Origin of the sequence: Streptomyces paradoxus (assembly GCF_014202475.1) — a bacterium.
Taxonomy (GTDB): domain Bacteria; phylum Actinomycetota; class Actinomycetes; order Streptomycetales; family Streptomycetaceae; genus Streptomyces; species Streptomyces paradoxus.
Genome location: NZ_JACHGV010000019.1, coordinates 47,336 through 69,768 on the forward strand (window position 1 = coordinate 47,336; position 22,433 = coordinate 69,768).

Sequence of the window (22,433 nt, forward strand, 5' to 3'; positions counted from 1 at the left end):
GACGATGAGCCGTCCCGGGCAGGCCGGGTGGGGCAGACTGCGCGCGTGAGCGCCGTTGTGTGGACTGCCGCTGGATCACTGCTCGCCTGGCTGTGGCTGCTGCTCTGCCAGGGCTTCTTCTGGCGCACCGACGTGCGGCTGCCTCCGCGCGCGGAGCCCGACGGGTGGCCGTCCGTGTGCGTCGTCGTCCCGGCCCGCGACGAGGCGGCGGTGCTGCCCGCCGCGCTTCCGTCACTGCTCGCGCAGGACTATCCGGGGCGGGCGGAGATCTTCCTGGTCGACGACGGCAGTGCGGACGGTACCGGTGATCTGGCGCGCGAGCTGGCGCGCCGGCACGGCGGGCTGCCGCTGACCGTGGATTCGCCCGGTGAGCCACCCGCGGGCTGGACCGGCAAGCTGTGGGCGGTGCGCCACGGCCTGGGGCTGGCACGCGCGCGTGAACCCGAGTATCTCCTCCTCACGGACGCCGACATCGCGCATGCGCCGGACAGTCTGCGGGAGCTGGTGGCGGCGGCCCGTTCCGGTGGGTTCGATGTCGTCTCGCAGATGGCCCGGCTGCGGGTGGAGAGCGTCTGGGAACGGCTCGTCGTGCCGGCGTTCGTCTACTTCTTCGCACAGCTCTACCCCTTCCGCCGGATCGCCGGTGACGGCCGGACGGCGGCGGCGGCCGGGGGCTGCGTCCTGCTGCGGGCGGAGGCCGCCGAGCGGGCGCGGATCCCGGACGCGATCCGGCAGGCCGTGATCGACGACGTGGCGCTCGCCCGGGCCGTGAAGAGCGGCGGCGGCCGCGTCTGGCTGGGGCTCGCCGAGCGGGTGGACAGCGTGCGGCCGTATCCGCGGCTGGGCGACCTGTGGCGGATGGTGTCGCGCAGCGCGTACGCCCAGCTGCGGCACCATCCGCTGCTGCTGGCCGGGACGGTCGCCGGGCTGGCGCTGGTGTATCTGGTCCCGCCCATGGCGGCCCTGGCCGGTCTCGCCGCCGGCCGCACCCCGGCGGCGGTCCTCGGCGGTCTGGCGTGGCTCGTCATGGCGGGGACGTACGTCCCGATGCTCCGCTACTACCGGCAGCCGCTGTGGCTCGCTCCCCTGCTGCCGTTCACCGCGTTCCTCTATCTCCTCATGACCGTCGACTCCGCGGTGCAGCACTACCGGGGACGGGGTGCGGCCTGGAAGGGCCGCACCTACGCGCGCCCGGACGCTCTGCCCGACGAGGGCTGACGGCCACGGGGAGGAGTCACTTGCGGCCGGGGGTCCAGTTCATGCCCCACCCGTAGGCGTGGTCGACGGTCCTTTGCGGGCTCACCCCGCGATCGGGCACCAGGTAGCGCGCCTCCCGCTGGACGATCAGGTCGCCCCCGGTGTTGGTGATCAGGGCGAGCGCGCACACGAGCGAGGGGACGGTGCACTCGTCGAGGGAGAACTCGATCGGCGCCCCGTACTGCGGCTGGAGCGTGACCGACGCGTGCAGATCGGCGAAGGAGCGGGCGCCTTCGTAGATGGTGACGAAGACGAGGATGCGCCGGAAGGCGTTCTTGTGGTCGAGGTTGACGGTGAGGTTCTCCCCCGTCGACACGGCGCCGGTGCGGTCGTCGCCGTCGAGGTGGATGTACGGCGGCTGGTGCAGCGCCCCGAAGCTGTTGCCGAGCGCCTGTACGACGCCCTTGCTGCCGTCGCTGAGTTCGTACAGGGCGCACAGGTCGAGGTCGAGGTCGGAGTGCATCGCCGTCGGGCGCCCGAACTTGCTGCTCCACCCCGAGAACTGCTTGCGCACCTCCCAGTTGAGGTTGACGTGCAGCGCGCCGGAGGTGCCGCCCTGCTTGGTGAGCGAGACGGAGGGGGCCGCCTTGGTGAGCGTCACCTTGGTGAGACGGACGGGCTCGGGCGGCGCGGCGGGCGGGGGCGGAGCGGCGGGCTGCGGCATCGGCGGGGGTGTGGAGGCGGGCGGTGTGGCCGCGGGGGGTGCCGGAGCGACGGCCGGGACCGGGGCCGCCTGCTGCGGCTCGTCCACGGTGATGCCGTAGTCCGTGGCCAGCCCTTCGAGGCCGCTGCTGTAGCCCTGACCGACTGCGCGGAACTTCCAGGCACCCTGGCGGCGGTAGAACTCGCCCAGCACGAAAGCGGTTTCGGTGGTGGCGCCCGGGTTGTCGAAGCGGGCCACCGGGGTGCCCTGGGCCGCATCCCGGACCTCGATGTACAGGTCGGGAACGTGTCCGAAGGTGCCGCCGTCGGCGCTGGCGGCGAGGACGACGGTCTCGATCGCGGGCTCCACGCGCGCCAGGTCGACGAGGAGCGTGTCGGTCACCCGGCCGTCGGTGGCGCGTTTGCCCTCGTGGCGGATCGCGCCGGAGGAGTGCGCGGGCTGGTTGTAGAAGACGAAGTCCGCGTCCGAGCGGACCTTTCCGCTCACCAGCAGCAAAGCGGAGGCGTCGGCGTCGGGCACACCCGCTCCGGCCCGCCACCCCAATTCCACCCGCAAGGCCGCGGTGGGCACTGGAGTATTTGAACCTTTCAGCATTTGCATGGCCGCCCCCATTGCGTGTCACCGCGCCGGGCCCGTCCCGGCGGTCCGTCGAGTTCCGTGCGCACAACCTAATTCCCCGCCGCTGCGAAGTCCCCCGCGCGGCCGGGCGGAAGACCGGCGGCCAACCCCTGGTAACCCGCCCGGAACTCGGCCTTTACAGGATCAGACCCCCGTTCGGCGCCCCATTTTGCCGAGTTCGCTCGCATTGGGGATCCCGGGTCCCGGCGGACACGGAAAACAACCCTCTTATCGGTCTCCCCAACCAGCACATCGTGGGCTTAACTTATGTGCCATGACCTCCCCCCGCTCCACCTATGGCGGCGGCTACTACTCCGCCTCCTTCCCGGACACCCCGATCTACGACAGGCTCGTCGCCGAGCGGGGCACCCCGCAGATCGCCCCGATCCGGGTCCCCGCTCAGTACGACATGCCGGGCAGCAACCTGCCCGCCCTCCCATCGGCACTGCCCGCCCTGCCGGCAGCTCCCTCCCAGCCCGCCTACGGCTATCCGCAGGCGCAACAGCCCTCACCGCTGCAGCAGGCGCCCGCGGCGTACATCCCGCAACAGGCCACCGCTCCGCGCGGCTACCCCGGCCCCCAGCCGCAGCAGCCGCGTCCGGCGGCCCCCGCGGGCTACGAGGCAATGCGCCCCGCGGCTCCCCGGCCGGCTCCGGCTCCCTATCACGACCCGTACAACAACCAGCAGTACCGCGGGTACTGAGCCGGCCTCCGGGGGCTGTCGGTGCCGGCTGGCACGATGGCCCCATGGGGAACGCTCACCTGCACTCGATCCACATCCATCCGGTCAAGGCGGTCCGGGGCCTGGCGCCCCGGGAGGCCGTCGTGGAGCCCTGGGGGCTGGCCGGAGACCGGCGCTGGGTGCTGATCGACGGCGGGGGAAAGGTCGTCACCCAACGCCGGCATCCGCACCTCGCGCTCGTCGCCGCCGAGCTTCGGCCCGGGGGCGGCGTCCGTCTGTCCGCGCCCGGCATGCCGCCGTTGGCGGTGCCCGTTCCCCGGCCCGTCGCGACCGTGCCGGTGGAGATCTTCCGCGACAAGGTCGAGGCGATCCCGGCCGAGGACGAGGCCGCGCACGCCTGGGTCAGCTCCTGCCTCGGCTTCGACGCGCGCCTGGTGTACATGGACGACCCGGCCACCCGCCGGCCCGTCGCCCCGGAGTACGCGCGGCCCGGTGAGACCGTCTCCTTCGCCGACGGCTTTCCGCTGCTGCTCACCACGACGGCCTCGCTCGACGCCCTCAACTCCCTGATCGCGCAGGGCGAGCACGCCGGCGAGGGCCCACTGCCCATGAACCGCTTCCGGCCGAACGTGGTCGTGGCGGGCACCTCCGCGTGGGCCGAGGACGACTGGTCGCGCATCGCCGTCGGGGAGGTGCACTTCCGCGTGGCCAAGCCCTGCGGCCGGTGCGTGGTGACCACCACCGACCAGGGGACCGGCGAGCGTGGCCACGAGCCCCTGTTCAGCCTGGGGCGGCACCGCCGCCTCGGCGGCAAGCTCGTCTTCGGCCAGAACCTGGTGCCGCTGTCCTGCGGCACGATCCAGGTCGGGGACCCGGTCCGGATCCTCGAATAGCTCTTCGGGCGGAGCGGGAACCGCGCCGCGGGCCCGGGCGTTGGCCTGTATGAGAAATTCATGAGAGATCCCGAAGAGAAGTGATGTCGCTCTCTCTTCGACGGGTCCATGGGTGGACGGCTCCACCGGGGGAGTATCACGGAGCGGGAAGGGGGTGCAGGCGGTGCGAGCGATCAGCGGACTCTGGCGCTGGCGGCGCAATCCGCTGTGCCGCGCGACCGACCTGACCGAGGCCTGGGTGGCGCTCGCCGCCCTGCTGCTGATCCTGCTGGCCGCCCCGGTGGCCGGCTCACTCGTCGGGGGTGCGGCCGAGGACGCCCTGCAGCGCTCCGTCCGGGCGCAGCACGAGGCGCGGCATCTGGTGACGGCCACCGTGGTCCGCAAGCTGGACCGCTCCCCGCTGGACGCCGACCCGGAGACGTCGTCGGGCAGGGATCTGCGCACCCGCGTCCTCGCCGACTGGACCGCACCGGACGGCACCCCGCACCAGGGCCCCGTCCTGGCAGGCCTCAAGGACCCGCAGCAGGGCGATGAGTTCCGGATATGGACCGACCGGCACGGCCGGATGGTGGCCCGCCCGCTCGACTCCGCGACGGCCTCGACGCACGCGGTCCTCGCCGGCTTCGGCGCCGCCCTGGCGACGGGCGGTCTCGTCGAGGCCGGCAGACGGCTGATCGTCTGGCGCATGGTCCGCCGCCGGTACGCCCGTTGGGACCAGGCATGGGACAAGGCGGGCCCGGACTGGGGCAGGACGGGCGCCGGCAGCTGACGGCCTTCCGGCTCTGGTCAACCCACCACCCGCGCGCACGCTACGGTGGTCCGGCCGAACCGTTCGGCACAACCCGCGCGCGAGTGAGCCCCAGGGACGCGCCCCGAGGGCGGACGAGCCATCAGTACGACCGAGGTGGGGGCACGGCTACACCATGGCACAGGGCACGGTCCAGGTGACGCACACCGGCACGTCGCGGTGGCGGCGCCGCACGGGTGAGTACGCATCGCTCGCCGCCGCCCTGGAGGCCGCGGCCGACGGGGACGTCCTCACCGTCGCGCCCGGCACCTACCGGGAGAACCTCGTCCTGCAGCGCGCGGTGACCCTGCGCGGCCCCGAGGGCTCCCCCGGCTCCGTGCGGATCGCGCCCGTGGACGGCGTGCCGCTGACCGTGCGCGCCTCGGCGGTGGTGCAGGACCTCCATGTGGAGGGCCAGGACGCCGCCGCCCCTGCCGTGCTGGTGGAGGAGGGCACCCCGGAGCTGCGGGACGTGCGGGTCGTGACGCGGTCGGCGGCCGGGATCGAGGTGCGCGGCAGCGCCCGGCCCACGGTCCGCCGCTGTGCGGTCGACAACCCGGCGGGCATCGGCATCGCCGTACTCGACGGCGCGGGCGGGGTGTTCGAGGAGTGCGAGGTCGTCGCGGCCGGCCAGGCGGGCGTGGCGGTGCGCGGCGGCGCCCACCCCCGCCTGGAGCGCTGCCGGGTCCACCACACCTCGGGCTCGGGCCTGTCGGCGACCGGGGAGAACTCGGCGCTGGAGGCGGTGGGCTGCGAGATCTACGAAGTGCGGGGCAGCGGTGTGCAGATCACCGGCCGGGCCACTGCGCACCTCACCGACTGCGATGTGCACCGCACGACGGCCGACGGGGTCACGCTCGACACGGACGCGGTGCTGACGCTCGCCGACTGCCGCATCCACGACATCCCGGAGAACGCGGTCGACCTGCGCTCCCGTTCCGTTCTCACGCTGACGCGCACCACGGTGCGGCAGTTCGGGCGCAACGGCCTGTCGGTGTGGGACCCGGGCACGCGGGTGGACGCCAACCAGTGCGAGATCTTCGACAGCACCGGCGACTACCCCGCGGTGTGGGTCAGCGACGGCGCCACCGCCGTCCTGGACTCCTGCCGGGTGCATGACGTGCCGGACGCGCTGTTCGTCCTCGACCGCGGCTCGCGCGCCGACGTCGTCGACAGCGACCTGTCGCAGGTGCGCAACACGGCGGTGTCGGTGAGCGACGGCGCGACCGCGCAGCTCGACGACTGCCGGATCCGGGACGCGGCGACGGGCGCCTGGTTCCGCGACCACGGCAGCGGCGGCACGCTCAGCAACTGCACGGTGGACGGCACGCAGACCGGCGTGATCGTCACCAAGGGCGCCGACCCGACCGTGGAGCGCTGCACGATCGACTCGCCTGCGGAGGCGGGCGTCTACGTCTCGGCCGGTGGCCGCGGCAGCTTCCAGAACTGCCGGGTGACGGGCAGTGGCGGCTACGGCTTCCATGTGATCGACGGCAGCCGTACGACGCTGCGGAAGTGCCGCACGGAGCGGTGCGCGCGCGGGGGCTACGAGTTCGCGGACAGCGGCGCGGACGCCGCGTCCGGGGCGGGCCCGCTCGTCGAGGACTGCACGAGCGACGAGAGCGCCGGGCTGCGTGCGCCCACGGCGCCGGCGACGGCCGTGCAGACGGTGAGCCACTCCCCCGGTCTGCTGGGCGCCCTCCCGGGACAGCGCACCGAACCGGAGCCCCCGGCGCCGGTCGCCGAGCCCGAGCAGCCGGCCCGCACCTCCAAGGACGTCCTCGGTGAACTCGACGCGCTGGTGGGCCTGGAGAGCGTCAAGCGCGAGGTGCGCGCCCTCACCGACATGATCGAGGTCGGCCGGCGCCGGCAGCAGGCCGGTCTGAAGGCGGCCTCCGTCAAGCGGCACCTGGTCTTCACCGGCTCTCCCGGCACCGGCAAGACGACGGTCGCGCGGCTCTACGGCGAGATCCTCGCCTCCCTCGGCGTGCTGGAGAAGGGCCACCTGGTCGAGGTGTCCCGGGTCGACCTGGTCGGCGAGCACATCGGCTCGACGGCGATCCGCACACAGGAGGCCTTCGAGAAGGCGCGCGGTGGCGTGCTGTTCATCGACGAGGCGTACGCGCTGTCCCCGGAGGACGCGGGCCGCGACTTCGGCAAGGAGGCCATCGACACGCTGGTGAAGCTGATGGAGGACCACCGGGACGCGGTCGTGGTGATCGTCGCGGGCTACACGGCCGAGATGGAACGCTTCCTGTCGGTCAACCCGGGCGTGGCGTCCCGCTTCTCCCGGACCATCACCTTCAGCGACTACGGCCCCGAGGACCTGCTGCGGATCGTGGAGCAGCAGGCCGAGGAGCACGAGTACCGGCTGGCGCCGGGCGCGTCGGAGGCCCTGCGGAAGTACTTCACGGTGCTGCCGAAGGGCCCGGCGTTCGGCAACGGCCGTACCGCACGGCAGACGTTCGAGGCCATGGTCGAACGGCACGCCAGCCGGGTCGCCCAGCTTCCGGAGCCGAGCACGGACGACCTGACCCTCCTCTACGCCGAGGATCTGCCCGAGTTGCTCTGAGGTCCTCTGGCTGCTCTGAGGGCCCCTCACGCGGCGGGCGGCTCGGGCTGGTGGCGTGGCGAAGGCACCTCCCCGGCGGCCGGGTCCTCCGGCCGCAGCCGCGCCAGCAGCTTGCGGCGTTCCTCGGCGAAGACCGGATCGGCCTGGTAGTCGGAGTGGCCGAGTATCGGCGCGGGCAGCGGCAGGAGATCGGTGCGGCCGTAGGCGAGGGGGTCCATCAGGGGGGCGTGGTCGACCTGGGCGCCGGGCAGGCGCATCGGGCCGCCGATGGGGTCGGTGAGCCGGTAGAGGTTGCGCCAGCAGTCGACGTCCCGGTGCAGGGAGGTGAGCGCCGCGGGGCCGAAGTGCGCCGGGAACCAGCGGCCGTAGAGGCGCTCCAGCGGGGAGCCGTAGGTCAGCAGCGCGACGCGTTTGCGGGCGGACGGGGCGAGTTGCCAGGCCGCGGCGGCGGCGAGGACGCTGCCCTGCGAGTGCCCGGAGATGACCAGCCGTCCGCCGGTGGCGCGGGTCCAGGTGGCCATCCGCCAGGTCAGGTCGGGCACCGCGCGCTCGGCGTAGCAGGGCGGGGCAAAGGGGTGGGAGGCGCGTGGCCAGAAGGTGCCGACGTCCCACAGGATGCCGATGGTGCGGCGGGCCGCGGCGTCCTTGTACGCGCGCCGGCCCCAGGTGACGAAGAGGATGAAGCCGAGGCCGATCAGCCAGGAGCCGAGGGCCTGGGAGGTCTCGGCGGCGCCGTGGACGACGGGGTAGGCGCCCTGCGCGGCCTCGCCGGGGGTCTCGTCGGTAGCGAGGGCGCCCACGAGGGCTCCGGCGCCGAGCAGCAGGGTGATGCCGGAGGTGACGGCGACGATGCGGGGTCCCCGGTCGGTGAGCGAGGACATCGCTCGGGTGTAGGCGATACGGCGGGTGCGGGCGGGGTCCTGGGCCTCGTCGGGGTAGTCGAGTGCCACGGCGGCGCGCTCGGCGCGGGCGAGCTGCCAGGCGCGATGGGCCAGCCAGCCGAGGAGCCCCAGCAGCACGACGAGCAGCGGGGGGATCACGGACGCCTGCCAGGTCAGCAGCACCGGCGGGCCCTCGATCGACGCTCCGGTGCCGTCCAGCCAGTCGGACACGCGCTGCGACACGCCGCCGGACATCACCCCGCCCAGCGCGCAGGCCAGCATCGCGACGGCCGGTCCGCCCAGGCCCCGCAGCACCGCCCGCCGGTCGGGGTCGGTGCGGTGCAGGACGTGGGCGACGACGCCGAGGACGATCACGAGCAGGCCCTGGACCAGGGCGATCCCGCCGAAGGTCGCATCCCCCGGCAGCCGGCCTTCCGACGTCCACCCCGGGCGCTCCCAGCCGGCGTACAACAGGGAGAGGGTGAGCAGGACGAGCGCGACGAGCGGCAGGCGTCGTACGAAACGCTCGTCGAGTGTGCGGTCCAGCCGTCTCTCGCTGCGGCCGCGGCGGCACACCACCCACACCACGGCGGCCGCGCAGGCCGCGAGGGCCGCCTCCAGGATCAGGCCCAGGGCATCCAGTACGGCGGGGCCGCCGGGGCGCCGGTCGTGGCGGGCGGCGGCGCTCGCGACCGCGGCGGCGACCGTGATCAGGCCGGCGGCCGTGTGCGCGGCGCGCAGCCGGGCCACCAGCCGGCGCCCGTACCAGAAGCCGGGCCGGCCGAGCGCGGTCGGGCCGCCCTCACCTTCGGGCTCGGGGGCGCGTTCGATGGGCTGCTGCGACTCGTAGTCGCTCCAGGTACGCCGGGACAGGTACCAGAGCAGGACGGTCAGGGCGGTGGGCACGACGGCGGCGAGGGCGAGCCTGCGGCCGGGTGCGCTCCACCAGCCGCCGTCCGAGACGCTGGGTGAGAGGAAGCCCAGCCAGGAGTGGCGGTCGGCGCAGGCTGTGGTGCCCGCGCACTGCCAGGCCGCCAGGTCGAGGGCGACCTCGCAGGCGGCGGCGACGAGCAGCACCGTCAGGGTGAGCGCCGCGAGCCGTACCAAGAGGCCGTAGAGGCGTACGGTGCGGCGGCGGCCGTGGGCGGAGGGGCGCATCCAGTGGGCGAGGTTGACGACCATGAACGGCAGCAGCAACAGCCACAGGGCGCGGGTGCCGTTGCCGGAGGTGAGGTTGCACCAGACGTAGGCCTCCGGCACCGGCCCTTCACGGCGGCGGTCGTCCGGGTGGTGCTCGGCGTCGACGTCGTCGGCGCGCCGGAAGACGGCCGCCGTGTCGTCGCCGGTGATCCGCACCGTCCGCGGATCGTTGAGCATCTCCTGCGGCGTGGTGCCGCCCACGCCGTGGACCAGGAGTTCCAGGGCGGTCCCGGGCTCGCCGGGCCGCGTGGCGGGACCGTCGGGCCCGCCGGTCGACGCATGTTCCTGCGCACGTTCCACTGATTCGCACTTCCCCCGTGACACGCCGTCGGCTCTGTCTGTGCGGGCACAAGGATCTCCACTTCCGCGGCGCCGCACACCTCCTGTCACGGAATCTCCCCGATCCGTGATGAACCGTTGTGACGGCTGAGCCACCGGTGGCATATGCGCGACGAGTGGGCGTGGTGGCGCTCTCCGCTCCGCGACATGCGAGGATGGGGCGTCCTCGCACCGAGGGCCGGAAGAATGTCCTGGTCGGGTCCGGTGTGGGGGGTGTCGGACGGCATTGAGGCGAAAGGACCGGAGCGTACGTGAGCGAGAATCAGAACCTCCTCGCGGAGCAGCGGCGATCCCTGATCCTCGACGAGGTTCGCCGCCGGGGCGGTGTCCGGGTCAACGAGCTGACCCGCAAGCTCGGCGTGTCGGACATGACGGTCCGCCGCGACCTCGACGCGCTCGCCCGTCAGGGCGTGCTGGAGAAGGTGCACGGCGGCGCGGTCCCGGTGGTCGAGGCGAGTACGCACGAACCGGGCTTCGAGGCCAAGTCGGGCCTGGAGCTGACCGCCAAGGAGGACATCGCGCGCGCCGCGGCCAAGCTGGTCGCGCCGGGCGCGGCGATCGCCCTGTCGGGCGGTACGACGACCTTCGCACTGGCCCACCAGCTGCTGGACGTCCCGGACCTCACGGTGGTCACCAATTCGGTGCGGGTCGCCGATGTGTTCCACGCGGCGCAGCGCACCTCGGGCCCGCGGCAGGGCGCGGCCACGGTCGTGCTGACGGGCGGGGTGCGCACACCCTCCGACTCGCTGGTGGGGCCGGTGGCCGACCAGGCGATCGCGGCGCTCCACTTCGACCTGCTGTTCCTCGGGGTGCACGGCATATCGGTCGAGGCCGGTCTGTCGACGCCGAACCTCGCGGAGGCCGAGACGAACCGGCGGCTCGTGCAGTCGGCCCGCCGCGTGGTCGTGGTCGCGGACCACACCAAGTGGGGCAAGGTGGGGCTGAGTTCGTTCGCCTCGCTGGAGCGGATCGACACGCTCGTGACGGACTCCGGCCTCCCGGACGACGCGCGCGGGGTGGTCGCGGAGCATCTGCGGCGGCTGGTGGTGGCCGGAGAGCCCGAGGAGGGCGAAGACATCTGACGGTGGCTCAGTTAGGGTGGCGCATCCGGTCATCGCCCGCTCCCGTCCAGGAGGGCTCCGCCCATGCCTCGTCGACTGCGCCCGGTGGAACTCGACTTCGTCGCGACGGCTCCCGTCCGGCATGTCCACGAGCGGGACATGGCCGCCCCGGTGGAGGCGGTCTACCGCGCGCTGGAGGACGTGCCCGGCTGGGCCGAGTGGTTCGCGCAGGTGTCGGCCGCGCGCCCGGTCGACGCCGGCGCGGGGCGGGACATCACGCTCACGGGTGGCATCCGGTTCCGCGAGACGGTCATCGCCGCGAAGGCACCGGAGGTGTACGCCTACCGCGTGGACGTCACCAATCTGCCGGGCGTGCGGGCGATAGCCGAGGAGTGGCGGCTCACGCCGGCCCGCGGTGGCACCCGCGTGCGGTGGACCTTCGCCACGGACGGGACGGCCGCGTACCGGCTGGCCGCGAAGGCGGCGCGCGGAGGTCAGGCGCGCGCTTTCCGGGACGCCTTGCGGGCGCTGGACCGGCGGCTGAACCCCTGACGGCCCGCAATCAGTCCGGCCAGACGCCCGTCTCCAGCAGCGAGTCGATCGCGGCCGTGTACGGCTGGATGTCCAGCCCCTGGGCGGCCAGCCAGGCGTCCGAGTAGTACTTGTCGAGATACCGGTCCCCCGGGTCGCACAGCAGGGTCACGACGCTGCCCTGCCGGCCCTCGGAGACCATCTCCGCGACGATCTTCAGCGCGCTCCACAGGCCCGTGCCGGTGGAGCCGCCGGCCTTGCGGCCGATGGCGCGTTCCAGGGCGCGTACGGCGGCGACACTGGCCGCGTCGGGCACCTTCATCATCCGGTCGATCGCGCCGGGCACGAAGCTCGGTTCCATACGGGGCCGGCCGATGCCCTCGATACGGGAGCCGCAGTCGCAGGTGACGTCCGGATCACCGGTGGTCCAGCCCTCGAAGAAGCACGAGTTCTCGGGGTCGGCCACGCAGACGCGGGTGTCGTACTGCATGTAGTGGACGTAGCGCGCGAGGGTCGCGGAGGTGCCGCCGGTGCCCGCCGTGGCGACGATCCACGTCGGCTCGGGGAACCGCTCCAGGCGCAGCTGGCGGAAGATGGACTCGGCGATGTTGTTGTTTCCGCGCCAGTCCGTGGCGCGTTCGGCGTAGGTGAACTGGTCCATGTAGTGGCCGCCGGTCTCGGCCGCGAGGCGGGCGGACTCCTCGTACATCGTGCGGGGGTCGTCCACGAAGTGACATCGGCCGGAGTGGAATTCGATGAGGCGGATCTTCTCGGCGCTCGTCGTGCGCGGCATGACGGCGATGAAGGGCACGCCGATCAGCTTCGCGAAGTACGCCTCGGAGACGGCCGTAGAGCCGCTGGAGGCCTCGATGACGGGTCGGTCCGGCCGGATCCAGCCGTTGCACAGGCCGTACAGGAAGAGGGAGCGGGCGAGCCGGTGCTTGAGGCTGCCGGTCGGGTGGGTCGACTCGTCCTTCAGATACAGGTCGATGCCCCACCGCTGCGGCAGGGGGAACTGCAGCAGGTGCGTGTCGGCCGATCGGTTGGCGTCCGCCTGGACTCTGCGGACGGCCTCTTTGAGCCACGCCCGGTAGGAGGCGTCGCTCTGGTCGACATCGAGGGTCACGCCGGTCCGGGTCTGCTGGGGGGTACTCACGGGGGGCTCCTAACGCTGCGCGCCGGCAAGGGGGGCGCACGGCCGGCACTCCGATCATAAGCACCTTGCGCACGCTTCTCACCTGCATAAACGCATCTTTGAGCCCCCCAAAGCGCCCCCAGGGGCAGGGGCCGGTGCAAGGGGGCGCGCGGTCCAGGGGGCGCATGGGCGAGCGTGCTGCGGGCGCCCCCCGGAAGGGGTGTCGCGGGCACTGGTGCTCGACGCCGGGCGGGGGCAGACTGCTCGGCGGGACCAAGGCCCCGGACGGGGTGAGAGCAGGGTTCGAACGCATTCCGGAGCCGGTTTCGGGCACGGGCGCCACCCCCCTCGGGGCGACGGCCGGCGGGCCACACCGCACGGCCGGGCCGGGGCCCGGACCGGGCGGGCACCTCCCCGGAGGGGACCTTTCGTCCGTACGGGGCACACTGGAGCACGACACGAGCCCGTACCGGGCATCGCCCGGAACGGGCCGGTACACCGAGCGCACTAGGGGGCGGGTGGCATGGGAGAGCCGGAGTTCAGGGCCACGGGCGTGCGGATCGGAAAGCGGCTGCGTTCCCTCACCCGGGCCGGGCAGGTCCGGATCAGCGACGGCCGGCTCGAACTGCTGACCAGCTACGGCAGTGAGATCGACAGTGCGCCGGTGCAGGCCGTGCGCGCTTCCAAGCCCTGGTTCGGCCCCGATGACCGGGCCACGGCGGACCTCAACGGCCAGCGGTACCTGCTCACCCTGGGCGACCACGACCCCGCACCGGGAGAGCCGGGCCCGCCGGCAGCGCGGCGCTTCATCGAAGCCGTGCGCAGGGCAGCGGGGCGTGGCGACTGAGATGTCCGCGAGTTGCGGTACTTCAACCCCTGCGCCACTCTTGTCTCACGTCACTCTGGGTTTACCGGCGATAACGCTGCGAACCAGCCCGCCGGCCACGACAGCAGGCGGCAGTGTCACGCAGGCGCCCTGCTGGATCCGAACTCCGTGTTCTTCCGGACCTCACGTCGGGGAGTCGCAGCCGTGATCAGCTACCCAAGCAGGCACTGCACGGTGGAGCTCCAAGCCCTGCCGTCGCGGATCGGCCAGGTCCGCAGAATCGTATCTGCGCAATTGCGCTACTGGCATCTGGATCCCCTGATCGACCGGGCCTCGCTCGGCGTGACGGAGCTGTTGTCCAACGTCCACCGGCACGCCCAGCCCGACAAGACGTGCACCGTGGAGATAGAGCTGCTGCTCGACCGCCTCACGGTCTCGGTGCGCGACGGCGACCCGCGGATGCCCGTGGTCGACGACGCCGAACCGCTGGCGACCTGCGGGCGCGGGCTCGCGATGGTGGCCGCCATGAGCGAGAGCTGGGGCGTCCGGCCGGACGGCGAGTCCGGCAAGGTCGTGTGGTTCACCCTGCCGACGTCCACCCCCGCGGTGACGGCGCCGTCGATCCACGCGCGGCGCACGGTCCTGGAGAAGCCCGCGCGCCGGTTCGCCGAGGTCGGGGTCTCCACCGAAGGGCTCCGGCCCGGCCATGCTCCCGCCCGGTCCGCCGTTGCCGGTTGACCGGGCGGTGACCACCGTCCCCTCGGAGGCCTCGGGGGTGTACGCCGCCGGCTGTGCTCCGGGGGCGCACGTCACCCCCTGGCGCTCGCCCGCGGCACGCTCGGGCGCGGCGCGCGCCGGGCCGGAGACGGCACCGCGAGGGCGCCGGCCGCGACTCACCCGAGGGCCACGACGGCCAGGGTCGTGAGTCGCGGCGGTCGTCCTCACGCCACACCTCCCTTGCGGCCGAACTCCTCGTTCAGTACGGACAGTCGGCGCCAGTACTCGTCCTCGTCGATCTCGCCGGAAGCGAAGCGGTGGCCGAGTACGGCGATGGGCGAGTCGTCCCTGACGGCGGACTGCCGCCAGGGACCGCCGCGGCGGCCACGCCACACGGTGCGGCGCAGCAGCACGACGCCTGCGCCGATCACCAGCGCCCAGATCACCGGGAAGAGCAGGATCCACGGGCCGGGCCCGCCGCCGTCGCCGAAGTTCGCCAGGGTCTGCATGTCGTCCTGCTCCTCGATCGCTCGATGGTTCGTGTCGCCTTCGAGAGTCCTCCGGCAGGGGCCCCGGGTCGTCGTACGGCCGGCGGCACCGCCGGTACCCCGTAGGGAGCAGGCGGGCGGGCCTCCATCGCTCCGCGCCGTCTCGACTTCTGTAACTACTGGTATGTACAGTGCGGGCATGAGCACCCCGGAACGGCTGATCGAGTCCACCCGCGAACTGCTGTGGGAGCGTGGCTACGTGGGCACCAGCCCGAAGGCCATCCTGGAACGCGCGGACGCCGGGCAGGGCAGCATGTACCACCATTTCAGGGGCAAGCCCGATCTCGCGCTGGCCGCGATCCGGCGGACCGCCGAGGAGATGCGCGCCGTCGCGGCGGGAGTACTCGACGGCCCGGGCACGCCGTACGAGCGCATCGAGGCCTATCTGCGGCGCGAGCGGGACGTGCTGCGGGGCTGCCCGGTCGGCCGGCTGACGATGGATCCGGACGTGATCGCGAGCGCCGAACTGCGCGCGCCGGTCGAGGAGACGCTCGACTGGCTGCGCGGCCGGATCGCCGGGATCGTCGAGGAAGGCAAGGCGCAGGGCCAGTTCGCGCCCGGACTCGACGGCGGCGAGATCGCGGCGGCGGTCGTCGCGACCGTCCAGGGCGGTTACGTCCTCGCCCGCGCCTCCGGCTCCCCCGCCGCGTTCGACGCGGGCGTCCGGGGACTGCTCTCCCTGCTGGCGCCCCGGACTTCCTGAGGAGACTTCCTTGTACGCCATGCAGTACGAGCTCACCCTGCCGGCCGGCTACGACATGGGCGTCATCCGCGACCGTGTCGCCCGCCGGGGGCACCTGCTCGACGACTGGGACGGGCTCGGCCTCAAGGCCTACCTGATACGCGAGCGCGGCCTGCGCGGCTCGCCGGTCAGCCAGTACGCGCCCTTCTACCTCTGGAACACCGTGGACGGCATGAACGCCTTCCTGTGGGGCGGCGGGTTCCAGGGGGTCTGTGACGACTTCGGGCGGCCGTCGGTGCGGCAGTGGACGGGGCTCGCGTACGAGGAAGGGGGCGCCTCTCATGCGCGGTTCGCGGTGCGCCGCCGCCAACCGGTGCCGGACGGCGGGACGTTGGCCGATGCCGTGGCGGACGTGGTGGACGGGACCCGGCGGCTGGCCGCACAGGACGGGGCCCTGCTCGCCGCCGCGGCCGTCGACACCAGCCGCTGGGAGCTGGTGCGTTTCTCCCTCTGGGAGCACGACACGCCCAAGGCCGACGGCGAGGTGTTCGAGGTGCTGCACCTGTCCGCGCCGGGCCGGGACCGGCTGTCCCGGGAACGCCGGTGGTGAGCGCGGTCCGCACGGTGCTGGGGGACGTGGCCCCCGGGGACCTGGGAGTGTGCGACGCCCACGACCATCTGTTCTTCGGCAGTCCCCGGCTGCCCGGGCAGGAGCTGCGCAGCGTGGCGGCGGCGCGCGCGGAGCTGGTCGCGTTCCGGGAGCAGGGCGGTGGGGCCGTCGTGCAGTGGACGCCGTACGGGCTCGGGCGGCGGGCCGCCGATCTGCCGCCGCTGTCCCGGGAGACGGGTGTGCACGTGGTGGCCGCGACCGGCCTGCACCAGGCCGTGCACTACGACGAGGACACGCTCGCCGGGCTGCGGAGCCGGCTCGCCGAGGTCTTCGTCTCCGAACTCACCGAGGGCATCGGGACGTCGGGGGTGCGGGCGGGGCTCGTCAAGGTCGCGGGCGGCTTCCACGCCCTGGACGCGCACGCCCGCTGGACCATGGCGGCGGCGGCCGAGGCGCAGCACGCCACCGGCGCGGCGATCGCCGTGCACCTGGAGATGGGAACCGGGGCGCTGGACGTAGTGGACCTGCTGTGCGGGGAGTTGGGGGTGCCGCCGCACCGCGTGGTGCTCGGGCACCTCAACCGCTCCCCCGACCTCGTGGTGCACCGGCAGGCGGCGCGGTCCGGCTGCTACCTGGCCTTCGACGGGCCGTCACTCGCCCACCACGCCACGGACTGGCGGATGCCGGACGCCGTACGGGCCCTCGCCGACGCCGGGTTCGGCGACCGGGTGCTGCTGGGCGCGGACACCACGACGGCCGCGGCCCGCTCCGTCAGCGGCGGCCCCGGGATGCCGTACCTGCTGCGCCGGGTACGGTCCCGGCTCGTGCACGCCGTGGGCGAGGAGTTGGTGCGGCGCGTCCTCACGGAGAATCCGGGCCGGGCCTTCGGGGCCGAGTGGCCCTGACCCGCCCGGTCGCCGCCCTCAGCCGCCGGCCTGGTCGCTGTCCTTCATCGAGCCCCAGCCGTGCCAGCGGTCGACCTCGATCCAGGCGCTCACCCGGGGGCGGACGCGGTCGGGGTACGGCTTGCCGGTGTAGTGCCGGGCGAGGAGGTCGATGTCGGCGAGGTCCTCGTCGGCGTACATCTCGGTGACGCGGCCGATGAGGGTGACGTGGGTGTACCAGTCGTCGCCGGCGAGGACGGTGAGCGTGACCCGGGGGTCGCGGCGCAGGTGCTTCAGACGTACCCGGCCCTCGTCGAGGTTGATCAGCACCCGGCCGTCCTTCCAGGCGTACCAGGTCGCGGTGGACACCGGTGTGCCGTCGGAGCGCAGCGTGGCCATGACGCACGGGTTGGGCCGGCTCAGCAGGGCATCGGCCTCGGGCGGCAGCGGCGGCTTGGACATGAGGGGGAACCTCCTAGGACCGGGTCTTCTCGTCGAAGCTGGCGAAGTAGGCGGCGGCCATGTCCTCGTCGGCGTGGCCCTGCGCGGCGGCACGCTCCATGCGGGCGGCGGCCGCTTCGGCGACATCCAGCCGGACGCCGTGGCCCGCGCCGGCCTGGACGATCAGCCGGGCGTCCTTGGCGGCGGTGCTCACCGCGAACTGGGGCGGTGTGAGCCTGCCTTCGAGAACGAGATCCGACTTGGCGCGCAGATAGCCCATGTCGAGCGGGCCGCCGGCGACGAGGTCGAAGAAGCCGTGCGGGTCGACGCCGAGGGCCTTGGACAGGGCGAGGGCCTCGCCGGCGGCGGCCGTGACGGCGAGGACCCAGCTGTTGGCGACGAGCTTGAGGCGGGTGGCCCCGCCCTCCGCTCCGTCCGCGCCGGACCAGACCGTACGGGCGCCGACCGCCTCGAAGACCGGCGTCACCTTCTCGCGCCCCTCGGTGGGGCCGGCCGCGAGCACGGTCAGTTTCCCGGCCTCGGCGGGCTGGCGGGTGCCCAGGACGGGGGCGTCGTAGAAGAGGAGGCCGTGCTCGCGGGCGAAGGCGGCCAGCTCGGCGACGCCGTCGAGGCCCGCGGTGGTGGACTGCACCCAGGCGGTGTCGGGGCGCAGCGCGGGGGCGGCCTGGCGCATCGTGTCCAGGGCGGCGGGGCCGTCGTAGAGCATGGTCAGGACGACGTCGGCGTCCCGCACCGCCTGCGCGGGGCTGTCGGCGATCCGCACGCCCTCGGCGGCCAGCGGCTCGGCCTTGGCCCGGGTGCGGTTCCAGGCGTGGACCGTGTGACCGGCCCGGGCGAGGTTGCGGGCCATCGCGGCACCCATGATGCCGGTGCCCAGGACGCTCACGGTGAGCTGGTGGGTCATTGCGTCAACTTCCTCGGTGGTGCGGTCGCGGGCGGACTGCCCGCGCCCCAGCCTGCCCGCTCAGCGGCGCGCCTGCCCGGAAGCGGCGCGCTCAAGCCTGATACCGGTGAGGGCACTCCCGCGGGAGCACGTCCGAGGCCCGGTCACCCGCGCGGGGACAGTGCTCCCAGCGGGTCGTCCAGGACCGGCTGCCAGGCCAGTTCCGCCGCACCGACCAGGCTGTTGTGGTCGAGGGTGCAGGGCAGGATGGGGACGCCGCCGCTCTGGCCCCACAGACTGCGGTCGGCCACGACCGCGCGCAGGCGGCCGGGATCGGCGTCGAGGAGGGTGCGGTGCAGGCCGCCGAGGATGATGCGGTCCGGGTTGAGGATGTTGACCAGGCCGGCGAGGCCGAGGCCGAGGCGGTCGATGAGGACCTCGGCGGCGGCTCGGACGCCCGGGTCGTCGTAGTGGTGGCGGACCAGGTCGATGGACTGCTGGAGCAGGGACACCTCGGGGCCCGGTTCGCGTCCGGCCTCGGTGAGGAAGGCCAGCGGGTCGGTCTCCACGTCGAGGCAGCCGCGGCTGCCGCAGTGGCAGGGGCGGCCCTCGGGGTGCACGGTGAGGTGCCCGACCTCCAGCGCGAGGCCCGAACTGCCCCGGTGGAGGCGGCCGTCGAGGACGAGCGCGCCGCCGACACCGCGGTGGCCGGTGGCCACGCACAGCAGGTCGCGGGCGCCGCGGCCGGCGCCGTGCCGGTGCTCGGCGAGCGCGGCGAGGTTGACGTCGTTCGCGGCGAAGGCGGGCCCGTCGATACCGGCCGCGCGCACCTGCTCGGCGAAGATGTCCCGCACGGGCGCGCCCGCGGGCCAGGCCAGGTGGAGCGGGTTCAGTGCCAGACCCTCGGGTTCGGCGACGGCGGAGGGTACGGCGAGACCCGCGCCCACGCACCGGAGCCCGGTCTCGCGCAACAGCTCGGCGCCGGCCGTGACGACGGAGGCGAGCACCTTGGCCGGGTCGGCGTCGACGACCTCGCAGCCGGGCGCGGTGGCGACGATCCGGCCGCCCAGCCCGACCAGCGCCGCCCGGAAGCCGTCGGCGTGCACCTGCGCGGCGAGCGCGACGGGCCCGTCGTCGGCGACGGCCAGCCTGTGGGAGGGCCTGCCCTGCGATCCGGCCGCAGCGCCGGGCCGGGCGTCGACCCGGATCAGCCCGAGTGCCTCCAGCTCGGCGGCGACCGCGCCGGCCGTCGCCCGCGTCACCCCGAGCTCGGCGGTGAGCACGGCCCGGGTCGGCGCGCGACCGGTGTGGACGAGCTCCAGGGCCGGTCCGAGCGCCGCGCGCCCCCGGTCCAGCCGCGTCCTCGAGGTGCTCCCGTCCCCCGCCTGCCGGGGGTCCGCCTTCCCGCTCATGAGGGCGAGTCTCCCATGATCCGCCGGAGTGTCCGGCCTACAGGCCGCTGACCCGCAGCGTGATGTTGAGGCGGCCCGTCAGCCCCAGGCCGGGCGGTGCCGTGCCCGGGTGGACCCGGGGGACCCCGTGGTAGGCGAGGCGGGACGGGCCGCCGAAGACGAAGAGGTCGCCGCTGCGCAGCTCGACGTCGGTGTAGGGACGGGCGCGGGTCTCGGAGTTGCCGAAACGGAAGACGCAGGTGTCGCCGAGGCTCAGCGAAACCACCGGCGCGTCCGATTTCTCGTCGCTGTCGCGGTGCATGCCCATGCGGGCGTCGGCGCTGTAGAAGTTGATCAGAGCGATGTCGTAGGCCGGTGCCGGTCCCCCGAGGGTGTCCCGGACCGCCCGACGGCCCAGCTCCCCCAGCCAGTGCGGGAACGGCTTCACCGGGGAGCCGTCCCCGTCGACGACCGTGCGGGCGTAGCCGTACGGGTACCAGTGCCGGCCCAGGCACACCTGCCGGGCGGTCATGGTGCCGCCGCCGGGGGTGCGGACGGTGCGCAGCCCGGCGGGTGGCCGGGCCCAGTCGCGGCAGGCGTCGAGCAGTGCGCGCTGCCGCTCCGCGTCCAGCCAGTCCGGCAGGTGCACGGCGCCGGGTGCCACCTCCGTACGGTCTCTGGCAAACAGCTCGGCGTCCATGCCCTCCATGGTGCCCGACCTGTCCTGAGCTGCGGCTCGGCTAGCCTGGTCGCACCATGAACGACCGTATGACGACGCCGTGGGGCGAACCGGCGCTGACCCGTTTCCCCGAGGACCCGCGCGACCGGCTGCGCGCCTGGGACGCCTCGGACGAGTACCTGCTGAGGCATCTGGCCGCGGAACGGGTGCCGCTGGACGGCACGGTCGTGGTCGTCGGGGACCGCTGGGGCGCGCTGGTCACGGCGCTCGCGGCGCACCGGCCGGTGCAGATCACCGACTCCTTCCTCGCGCGGGAGGCGACCCGCGCCAACCTCGCGCGGGCCGGTGCCGACCCGGATGCGGTGCGGCTGCTGACCACGCAGGATCCGCCGCCGGAGCGGGTCGACGTGCTGCTGGTGCGGGTGCCGAAGAGCCTGGCGCTGCTGGAGGACCAGTTGCTGCGGCTGGCGCCGGCCGTGCACGCGGGGACGGTCGTCGTGGGGGCGGGCATGGTGAAGGAGATCCACACCTCGACACTGGGGTTGTTCGAGCGGATCCTCGGCCCGACCCGCACCTCGCTCGCCGAGAAGAAGGCCCGGCTGATCTTCTGCACGCCGGATCCGGCGCTGGAGCGGCCCGCCAACCCGTGGCCGTACGTCTACACGCTGCCGGACGGCATCGGCCCCGCCGCGGGAGGCACCGTCGTCAACCACGCGGGGGTCTTCTGCGCCGACCGGCTCGACATCGGGACGCGGTTCTTCCTCGGGCATCTGCCGCCGGCAGGGGGCGGCCGGGTGGTGGACCTGGGGTGCGGCAACGGTGTGGTGGGGACGTCGGTGGCACTGGCCGACCCGGACGCCGAGGTGCTGTTCGTGGACGAGTCCTTCCAGGCCGTGGCCTCGGCGGAGGCGACGCACAAGGCCAACGGCGCGCCCGGGCACGCCGAGTTCCGGGTCGGGGACGGACTGGCGGGCGTGCCGTCCGGCAGTGTCGATCTGGTCCTCAGCAACCCGCCGTTCCACTCCCACCAGGCGACGACGGACGCCACGGCCTGGCGGATGTTCACCGGGGCGCGGCGTACGCTGCGGCCGGGCGGGGAGCTGTGGGTGGTCGGCAACCGGCACCTGGGCTACCACGTCAAGCTGCGGAAGCTGTTCGGCAACAGCCGGCTCGTCGCGAGCGATCCGAAGTTCGTGGTGCTGAGGGCCGTCAAGCGGTAGCGGAGCCCAGGGTCTGGAGGGTCCTGGCGACCGTCCGTGTCATCGCCTCCCGGGCGAGGGTCAGGTAGCTGCGCGGGTCGACCGCCTCGGGGCGGTCGGTGAGGAAGTCCCGGATGGCTCCGGTCAGCGCGATGTTCAGGGCCGTGCCGATGTTGACCTTGGTGATGCCCCCGGCGACGGCCGCCCTGAGTTCGTCGTCCGGGACTCCGGAGGAGCCGTGCAGGACGAGCGGGACGTCCAGTGCGGCCGACAGGCGTTTGAGCAGGGCGTGGTCGAGGGCCGCCGTGCGGGTGGTCATGGCGTGCGAGGTGCCGATGGCGACGGCCAGGGCGTCCACGCCCGAGTCGGCGACGAAGGCCCGCGCCTCGTCGGGGTCGGTTCGGGCGCCGGGGGCGTGCGCGTCCAGCGGGGGCCTGCCGTTCTTGCCGCCGATCTGGCCCAGTTCGGCCTCGATCCACAGCCCTCTTGCATGCGCCCAGTCGACCGCCGCCCGGGTCGCGGTGAGGTTCTCGGCGTAGGGCAGGCGGGCCGCGTCGTACATCACGGAGCTGAAGCCGGCGTCCGCGGCCTGGTGCAGCAGGGCGTCGCTCTGCACGTGGTCGAGGTGCAACGCGACCGGTACGGCGGCACGTTCGGCCACGGTGACGGCCGCGCGGGCGAGCGGGAGCAGCTGTCCGCCGCGGAACTTCACCGCGTTCTCGCTGACCTGGAGGACGACGGGGGCGCGCACGGACTCGGCGCCCGCGACGACGGCCTCGACGTGCTCCAGGGTGATGACGTTGAAGGAGGCGACGGCCGAGCCGGCCGTGGCGGCGCCGGTGACGAGGTCGCCGGTGGTGGTCAGGGGCACGGGGTCTCCTGGGGCCTGTCGTTCGGATCAGGCCGGCTGGGAGAGGGACTGCGCCTCTCGG

General features: G+C 73.6%; 22 protein-coding genes. 13 read left to right on the forward strand and 9 right to left on the reverse strand.

Going from position 1 to position 22,433, the window contains the following annotated elements:
* The first annotated feature begins 27 nt into the window (after positions 1-27).
* Positions 28-1,218 carry a glycosyltransferase gene (locus HNR57_RS36900; protein WP_184567396.1) on the forward strand — a complete coding sequence of 397 codons (1,191 nt, stop codon included), beginning with the start codon at positions 28-30 and terminating at the stop codon, positions 1,216-1,218.
* Between the two features lie 16 nt (positions 1,219-1,234).
* Here the strand turns inward: HNR57_RS36900 and HNR57_RS36905 are convergent, their stop codons facing one another.
* Positions 1,235-2,515 carry a TerD family protein gene (locus tag HNR57_RS36905; RefSeq protein WP_184567398.1) on the reverse strand — a complete coding sequence of 427 codons (1,281 nt, stop codon included), beginning with the start codon at positions 2,513-2,515 and terminating at the stop codon, positions 1,235-1,237.
* Positions 2,516-2,813: 298 nt separating this feature from the next.
* Here HNR57_RS36905 and HNR57_RS36910 point away from each other — a divergent pair, with 298 nt between their 5' ends.
* The 4 genes from HNR57_RS36910 (at position 2,814) to HNR57_RS36925 (ending at position 7,473) form a co-directional block, all read left to right on the forward strand.
* On the forward strand, positions 2,814-3,242 hold the full coding sequence (locus HNR57_RS36910; RefSeq protein WP_184567400.1) for a DUF6643 family protein: 429 nt from the start codon (positions 2,814-2,816) through the stop codon (positions 3,240-3,242).
* 44 nt (positions 3,243-3,286) lie between these two features.
* Positions 3,287-4,114: an MOSC domain-containing protein gene (locus tag HNR57_RS36915; RefSeq protein ID WP_184567402.1), complete on the forward strand. Its 828-nt coding sequence runs from the start codon at positions 3,287-3,289 to the stop codon at positions 4,112-4,114.
* Positions 4,115-4,277: 163 nt separating this feature from the next.
* Positions 4,278-4,883 carry an Rv1733c family protein gene (locus HNR57_RS36920; protein ID WP_184567404.1) on the forward strand — a complete coding sequence of 202 codons (606 nt, stop codon included), beginning with the start codon at positions 4,278-4,280 and terminating at the stop codon, positions 4,881-4,883.
* Between the two features lie 154 nt (positions 4,884-5,037).
* Positions 5,038-7,473, forward strand: a complete 2,436-nt coding sequence (locus HNR57_RS36925; protein WP_184567406.1) for a right-handed parallel beta-helix repeat-containing protein — start codon at positions 5,038-5,040, stop codon at positions 7,471-7,473.
* A gap of 26 nt (positions 7,474-7,499) precedes the next feature.
* On the opposite strand, the gene HNR57_RS36930 is transcribed toward HNR57_RS36925, so the two are convergent.
* The gene (locus HNR57_RS36930) at positions 7,500-9,854 is read right to left on the reverse strand and encodes a hypothetical protein (RefSeq protein WP_184567408.1); all 2,355 of its coding nucleotides are present in this window, start codon (positions 9,852-9,854) and stop codon (positions 7,500-7,502) included.
* A gap of 290 nt (positions 9,855-10,144) precedes the next feature.
* Between HNR57_RS36930 and HNR57_RS36935 the strand changes: the two genes are divergently transcribed.
* Positions 10,145-10,975 carry a DeoR/GlpR family DNA-binding transcription regulator gene (locus HNR57_RS36935; RefSeq protein ID WP_184567410.1) on the forward strand — a complete coding sequence of 277 codons (831 nt, stop codon included), beginning with the start codon at positions 10,145-10,147 and terminating at the stop codon, positions 10,973-10,975.
* A 63-nt stretch (positions 10,976-11,038) separates the two neighbouring features.
* Positions 11,039-11,506, forward strand: coding sequence for an SRPBCC family protein (locus tag HNR57_RS36940; RefSeq protein WP_184567412.1), 468 nt, complete (start codon positions 11,039-11,041; stop codon positions 11,504-11,506).
* A gap of 10 nt (positions 11,507-11,516) precedes the next feature.
* Here HNR57_RS36940 and cds1 read toward each other — a convergent pair whose 3' ends face one another.
* Positions 11,517-12,641, reverse strand: a complete 1,125-nt coding sequence (cds1, locus tag HNR57_RS36945; protein ID WP_184567414.1) for an L-cysteine desulfhydrase Cds1 — start codon at positions 12,639-12,641, stop codon at positions 11,517-11,519.
* 502 nt (positions 12,642-13,143) lie between these two features.
* Between cds1 and HNR57_RS36950 the strand changes: the two genes are divergently transcribed.
* Together HNR57_RS36950 and HNR57_RS36955 are read left to right on the forward strand one after the other, a co-directional pair.
* On the forward strand, positions 13,144-13,467 hold the full coding sequence (locus tag HNR57_RS36950) for a hypothetical protein (protein WP_184567416.1): 324 nt from the start codon (positions 13,144-13,146) through the stop codon (positions 13,465-13,467).
* A 183-nt stretch (positions 13,468-13,650) separates the two neighbouring features.
* A complete protein-coding gene (locus tag HNR57_RS36955; RefSeq protein WP_184567418.1) occupies positions 13,651-14,184 on the forward strand; it encodes an ATP-binding protein in 534 nt (177 codons plus the stop codon).
* A 203-nt stretch (positions 14,185-14,387) separates the two neighbouring features.
* Here HNR57_RS36955 and HNR57_RS36960 read toward each other — a convergent pair whose 3' ends face one another.
* On the reverse strand, positions 14,388-14,672 hold the full coding sequence (locus HNR57_RS36960; RefSeq protein WP_184567420.1) for an SHOCT domain-containing protein: 285 nt from the start codon (positions 14,670-14,672) through the stop codon (positions 14,388-14,390).
* A 178-nt stretch (positions 14,673-14,850) separates the two neighbouring features.
* Between HNR57_RS36960 and HNR57_RS36965 the strand changes: the two genes are divergently transcribed.
* The 3 genes from HNR57_RS36965 to HNR57_RS36975 are packed head-to-tail and all read left to right on the forward strand — an operon-like array spanning position 14,851 to position 16,908.
* The gene (locus tag HNR57_RS36965; protein WP_184567422.1) at positions 14,851-15,414 is read left to right on the forward strand and encodes a TetR/AcrR family transcriptional regulator; all 564 of its coding nucleotides are present in this window, start codon (positions 14,851-14,853) and stop codon (positions 15,412-15,414) included.
* A gap of 10 nt (positions 15,415-15,424) precedes the next feature.
* Entirely contained in the window at positions 15,425-16,003 is a 579-nt protein-coding gene (locus tag HNR57_RS36970; protein WP_184567424.1) for a DUF4865 family protein, read from the forward strand.
* Positions 16,000-16,908 (forward strand): phosphotriesterase family protein, encoded by a 909-nt coding sequence (locus HNR57_RS36975; RefSeq protein WP_184567426.1) that lies wholly within the window; start codon positions 16,000-16,002, stop codon positions 16,906-16,908. The genes HNR57_RS36970 and HNR57_RS36975 overlap by 4 nt, the downstream gene beginning before the upstream one ends.
* An 18-nt stretch (positions 16,909-16,926) precedes the next feature.
* Here the strand turns inward: HNR57_RS36975 and HNR57_RS36980 are convergent, their stop codons facing one another.
* From HNR57_RS36980 to HNR57_RS36995, 4 genes are all read right to left on the reverse strand, one after another.
* Positions 16,927-17,349 carry a PPOX class F420-dependent oxidoreductase gene (locus tag HNR57_RS36980; protein WP_184567428.1) on the reverse strand — a complete coding sequence of 141 codons (423 nt, stop codon included), beginning with the start codon at positions 17,347-17,349 and terminating at the stop codon, positions 16,927-16,929.
* Between the two features lie 13 nt (positions 17,350-17,362).
* Positions 17,363-18,253: an NAD(P)-dependent oxidoreductase gene (locus HNR57_RS36985; RefSeq protein ID WP_184567431.1), complete on the reverse strand. Its 891-nt coding sequence runs from the start codon at positions 18,251-18,253 to the stop codon at positions 17,363-17,365.
* A 143-nt stretch (positions 18,254-18,396) separates the two neighbouring features.
* Positions 18,397-19,644 carry an ROK family protein gene (locus HNR57_RS36990; RefSeq protein WP_184567433.1) on the reverse strand — a complete coding sequence of 416 codons (1,248 nt, stop codon included), beginning with the start codon at positions 19,642-19,644 and terminating at the stop codon, positions 18,397-18,399.
* 37 nt (positions 19,645-19,681) lie between these two features.
* Positions 19,682-20,323, reverse strand: a complete 642-nt coding sequence (locus HNR57_RS36995) for an alpha-ketoglutarate-dependent dioxygenase AlkB (protein WP_184567434.1) — start codon at positions 20,321-20,323, stop codon at positions 19,682-19,684.
* A 68-nt stretch (positions 20,324-20,391) separates the two neighbouring features.
* On the opposite strand from HNR57_RS36995, the gene HNR57_RS37000 reads away from it, so the two are divergent.
* Positions 20,392-21,522 carry a methyltransferase gene (locus HNR57_RS37000; protein WP_184567513.1) on the forward strand — a complete coding sequence of 377 codons (1,131 nt, stop codon included), beginning with the start codon at positions 20,392-20,394 and terminating at the stop codon, positions 21,520-21,522.
* Here the strand turns inward: HNR57_RS37000 and HNR57_RS37005 are convergent.
* Positions 21,512-22,372 carry a class II fructose-bisphosphate aldolase gene (locus HNR57_RS37005; RefSeq protein WP_184567436.1) on the reverse strand — a complete coding sequence of 287 codons (861 nt, stop codon included), beginning with the start codon at positions 22,370-22,372 and terminating at the stop codon, positions 21,512-21,514. The two genes, HNR57_RS37000 and HNR57_RS37005, sit on opposite strands and share 11 nt — an antisense overlap.
* Positions 22,373-22,433 lie beyond the last annotated feature (61 nt).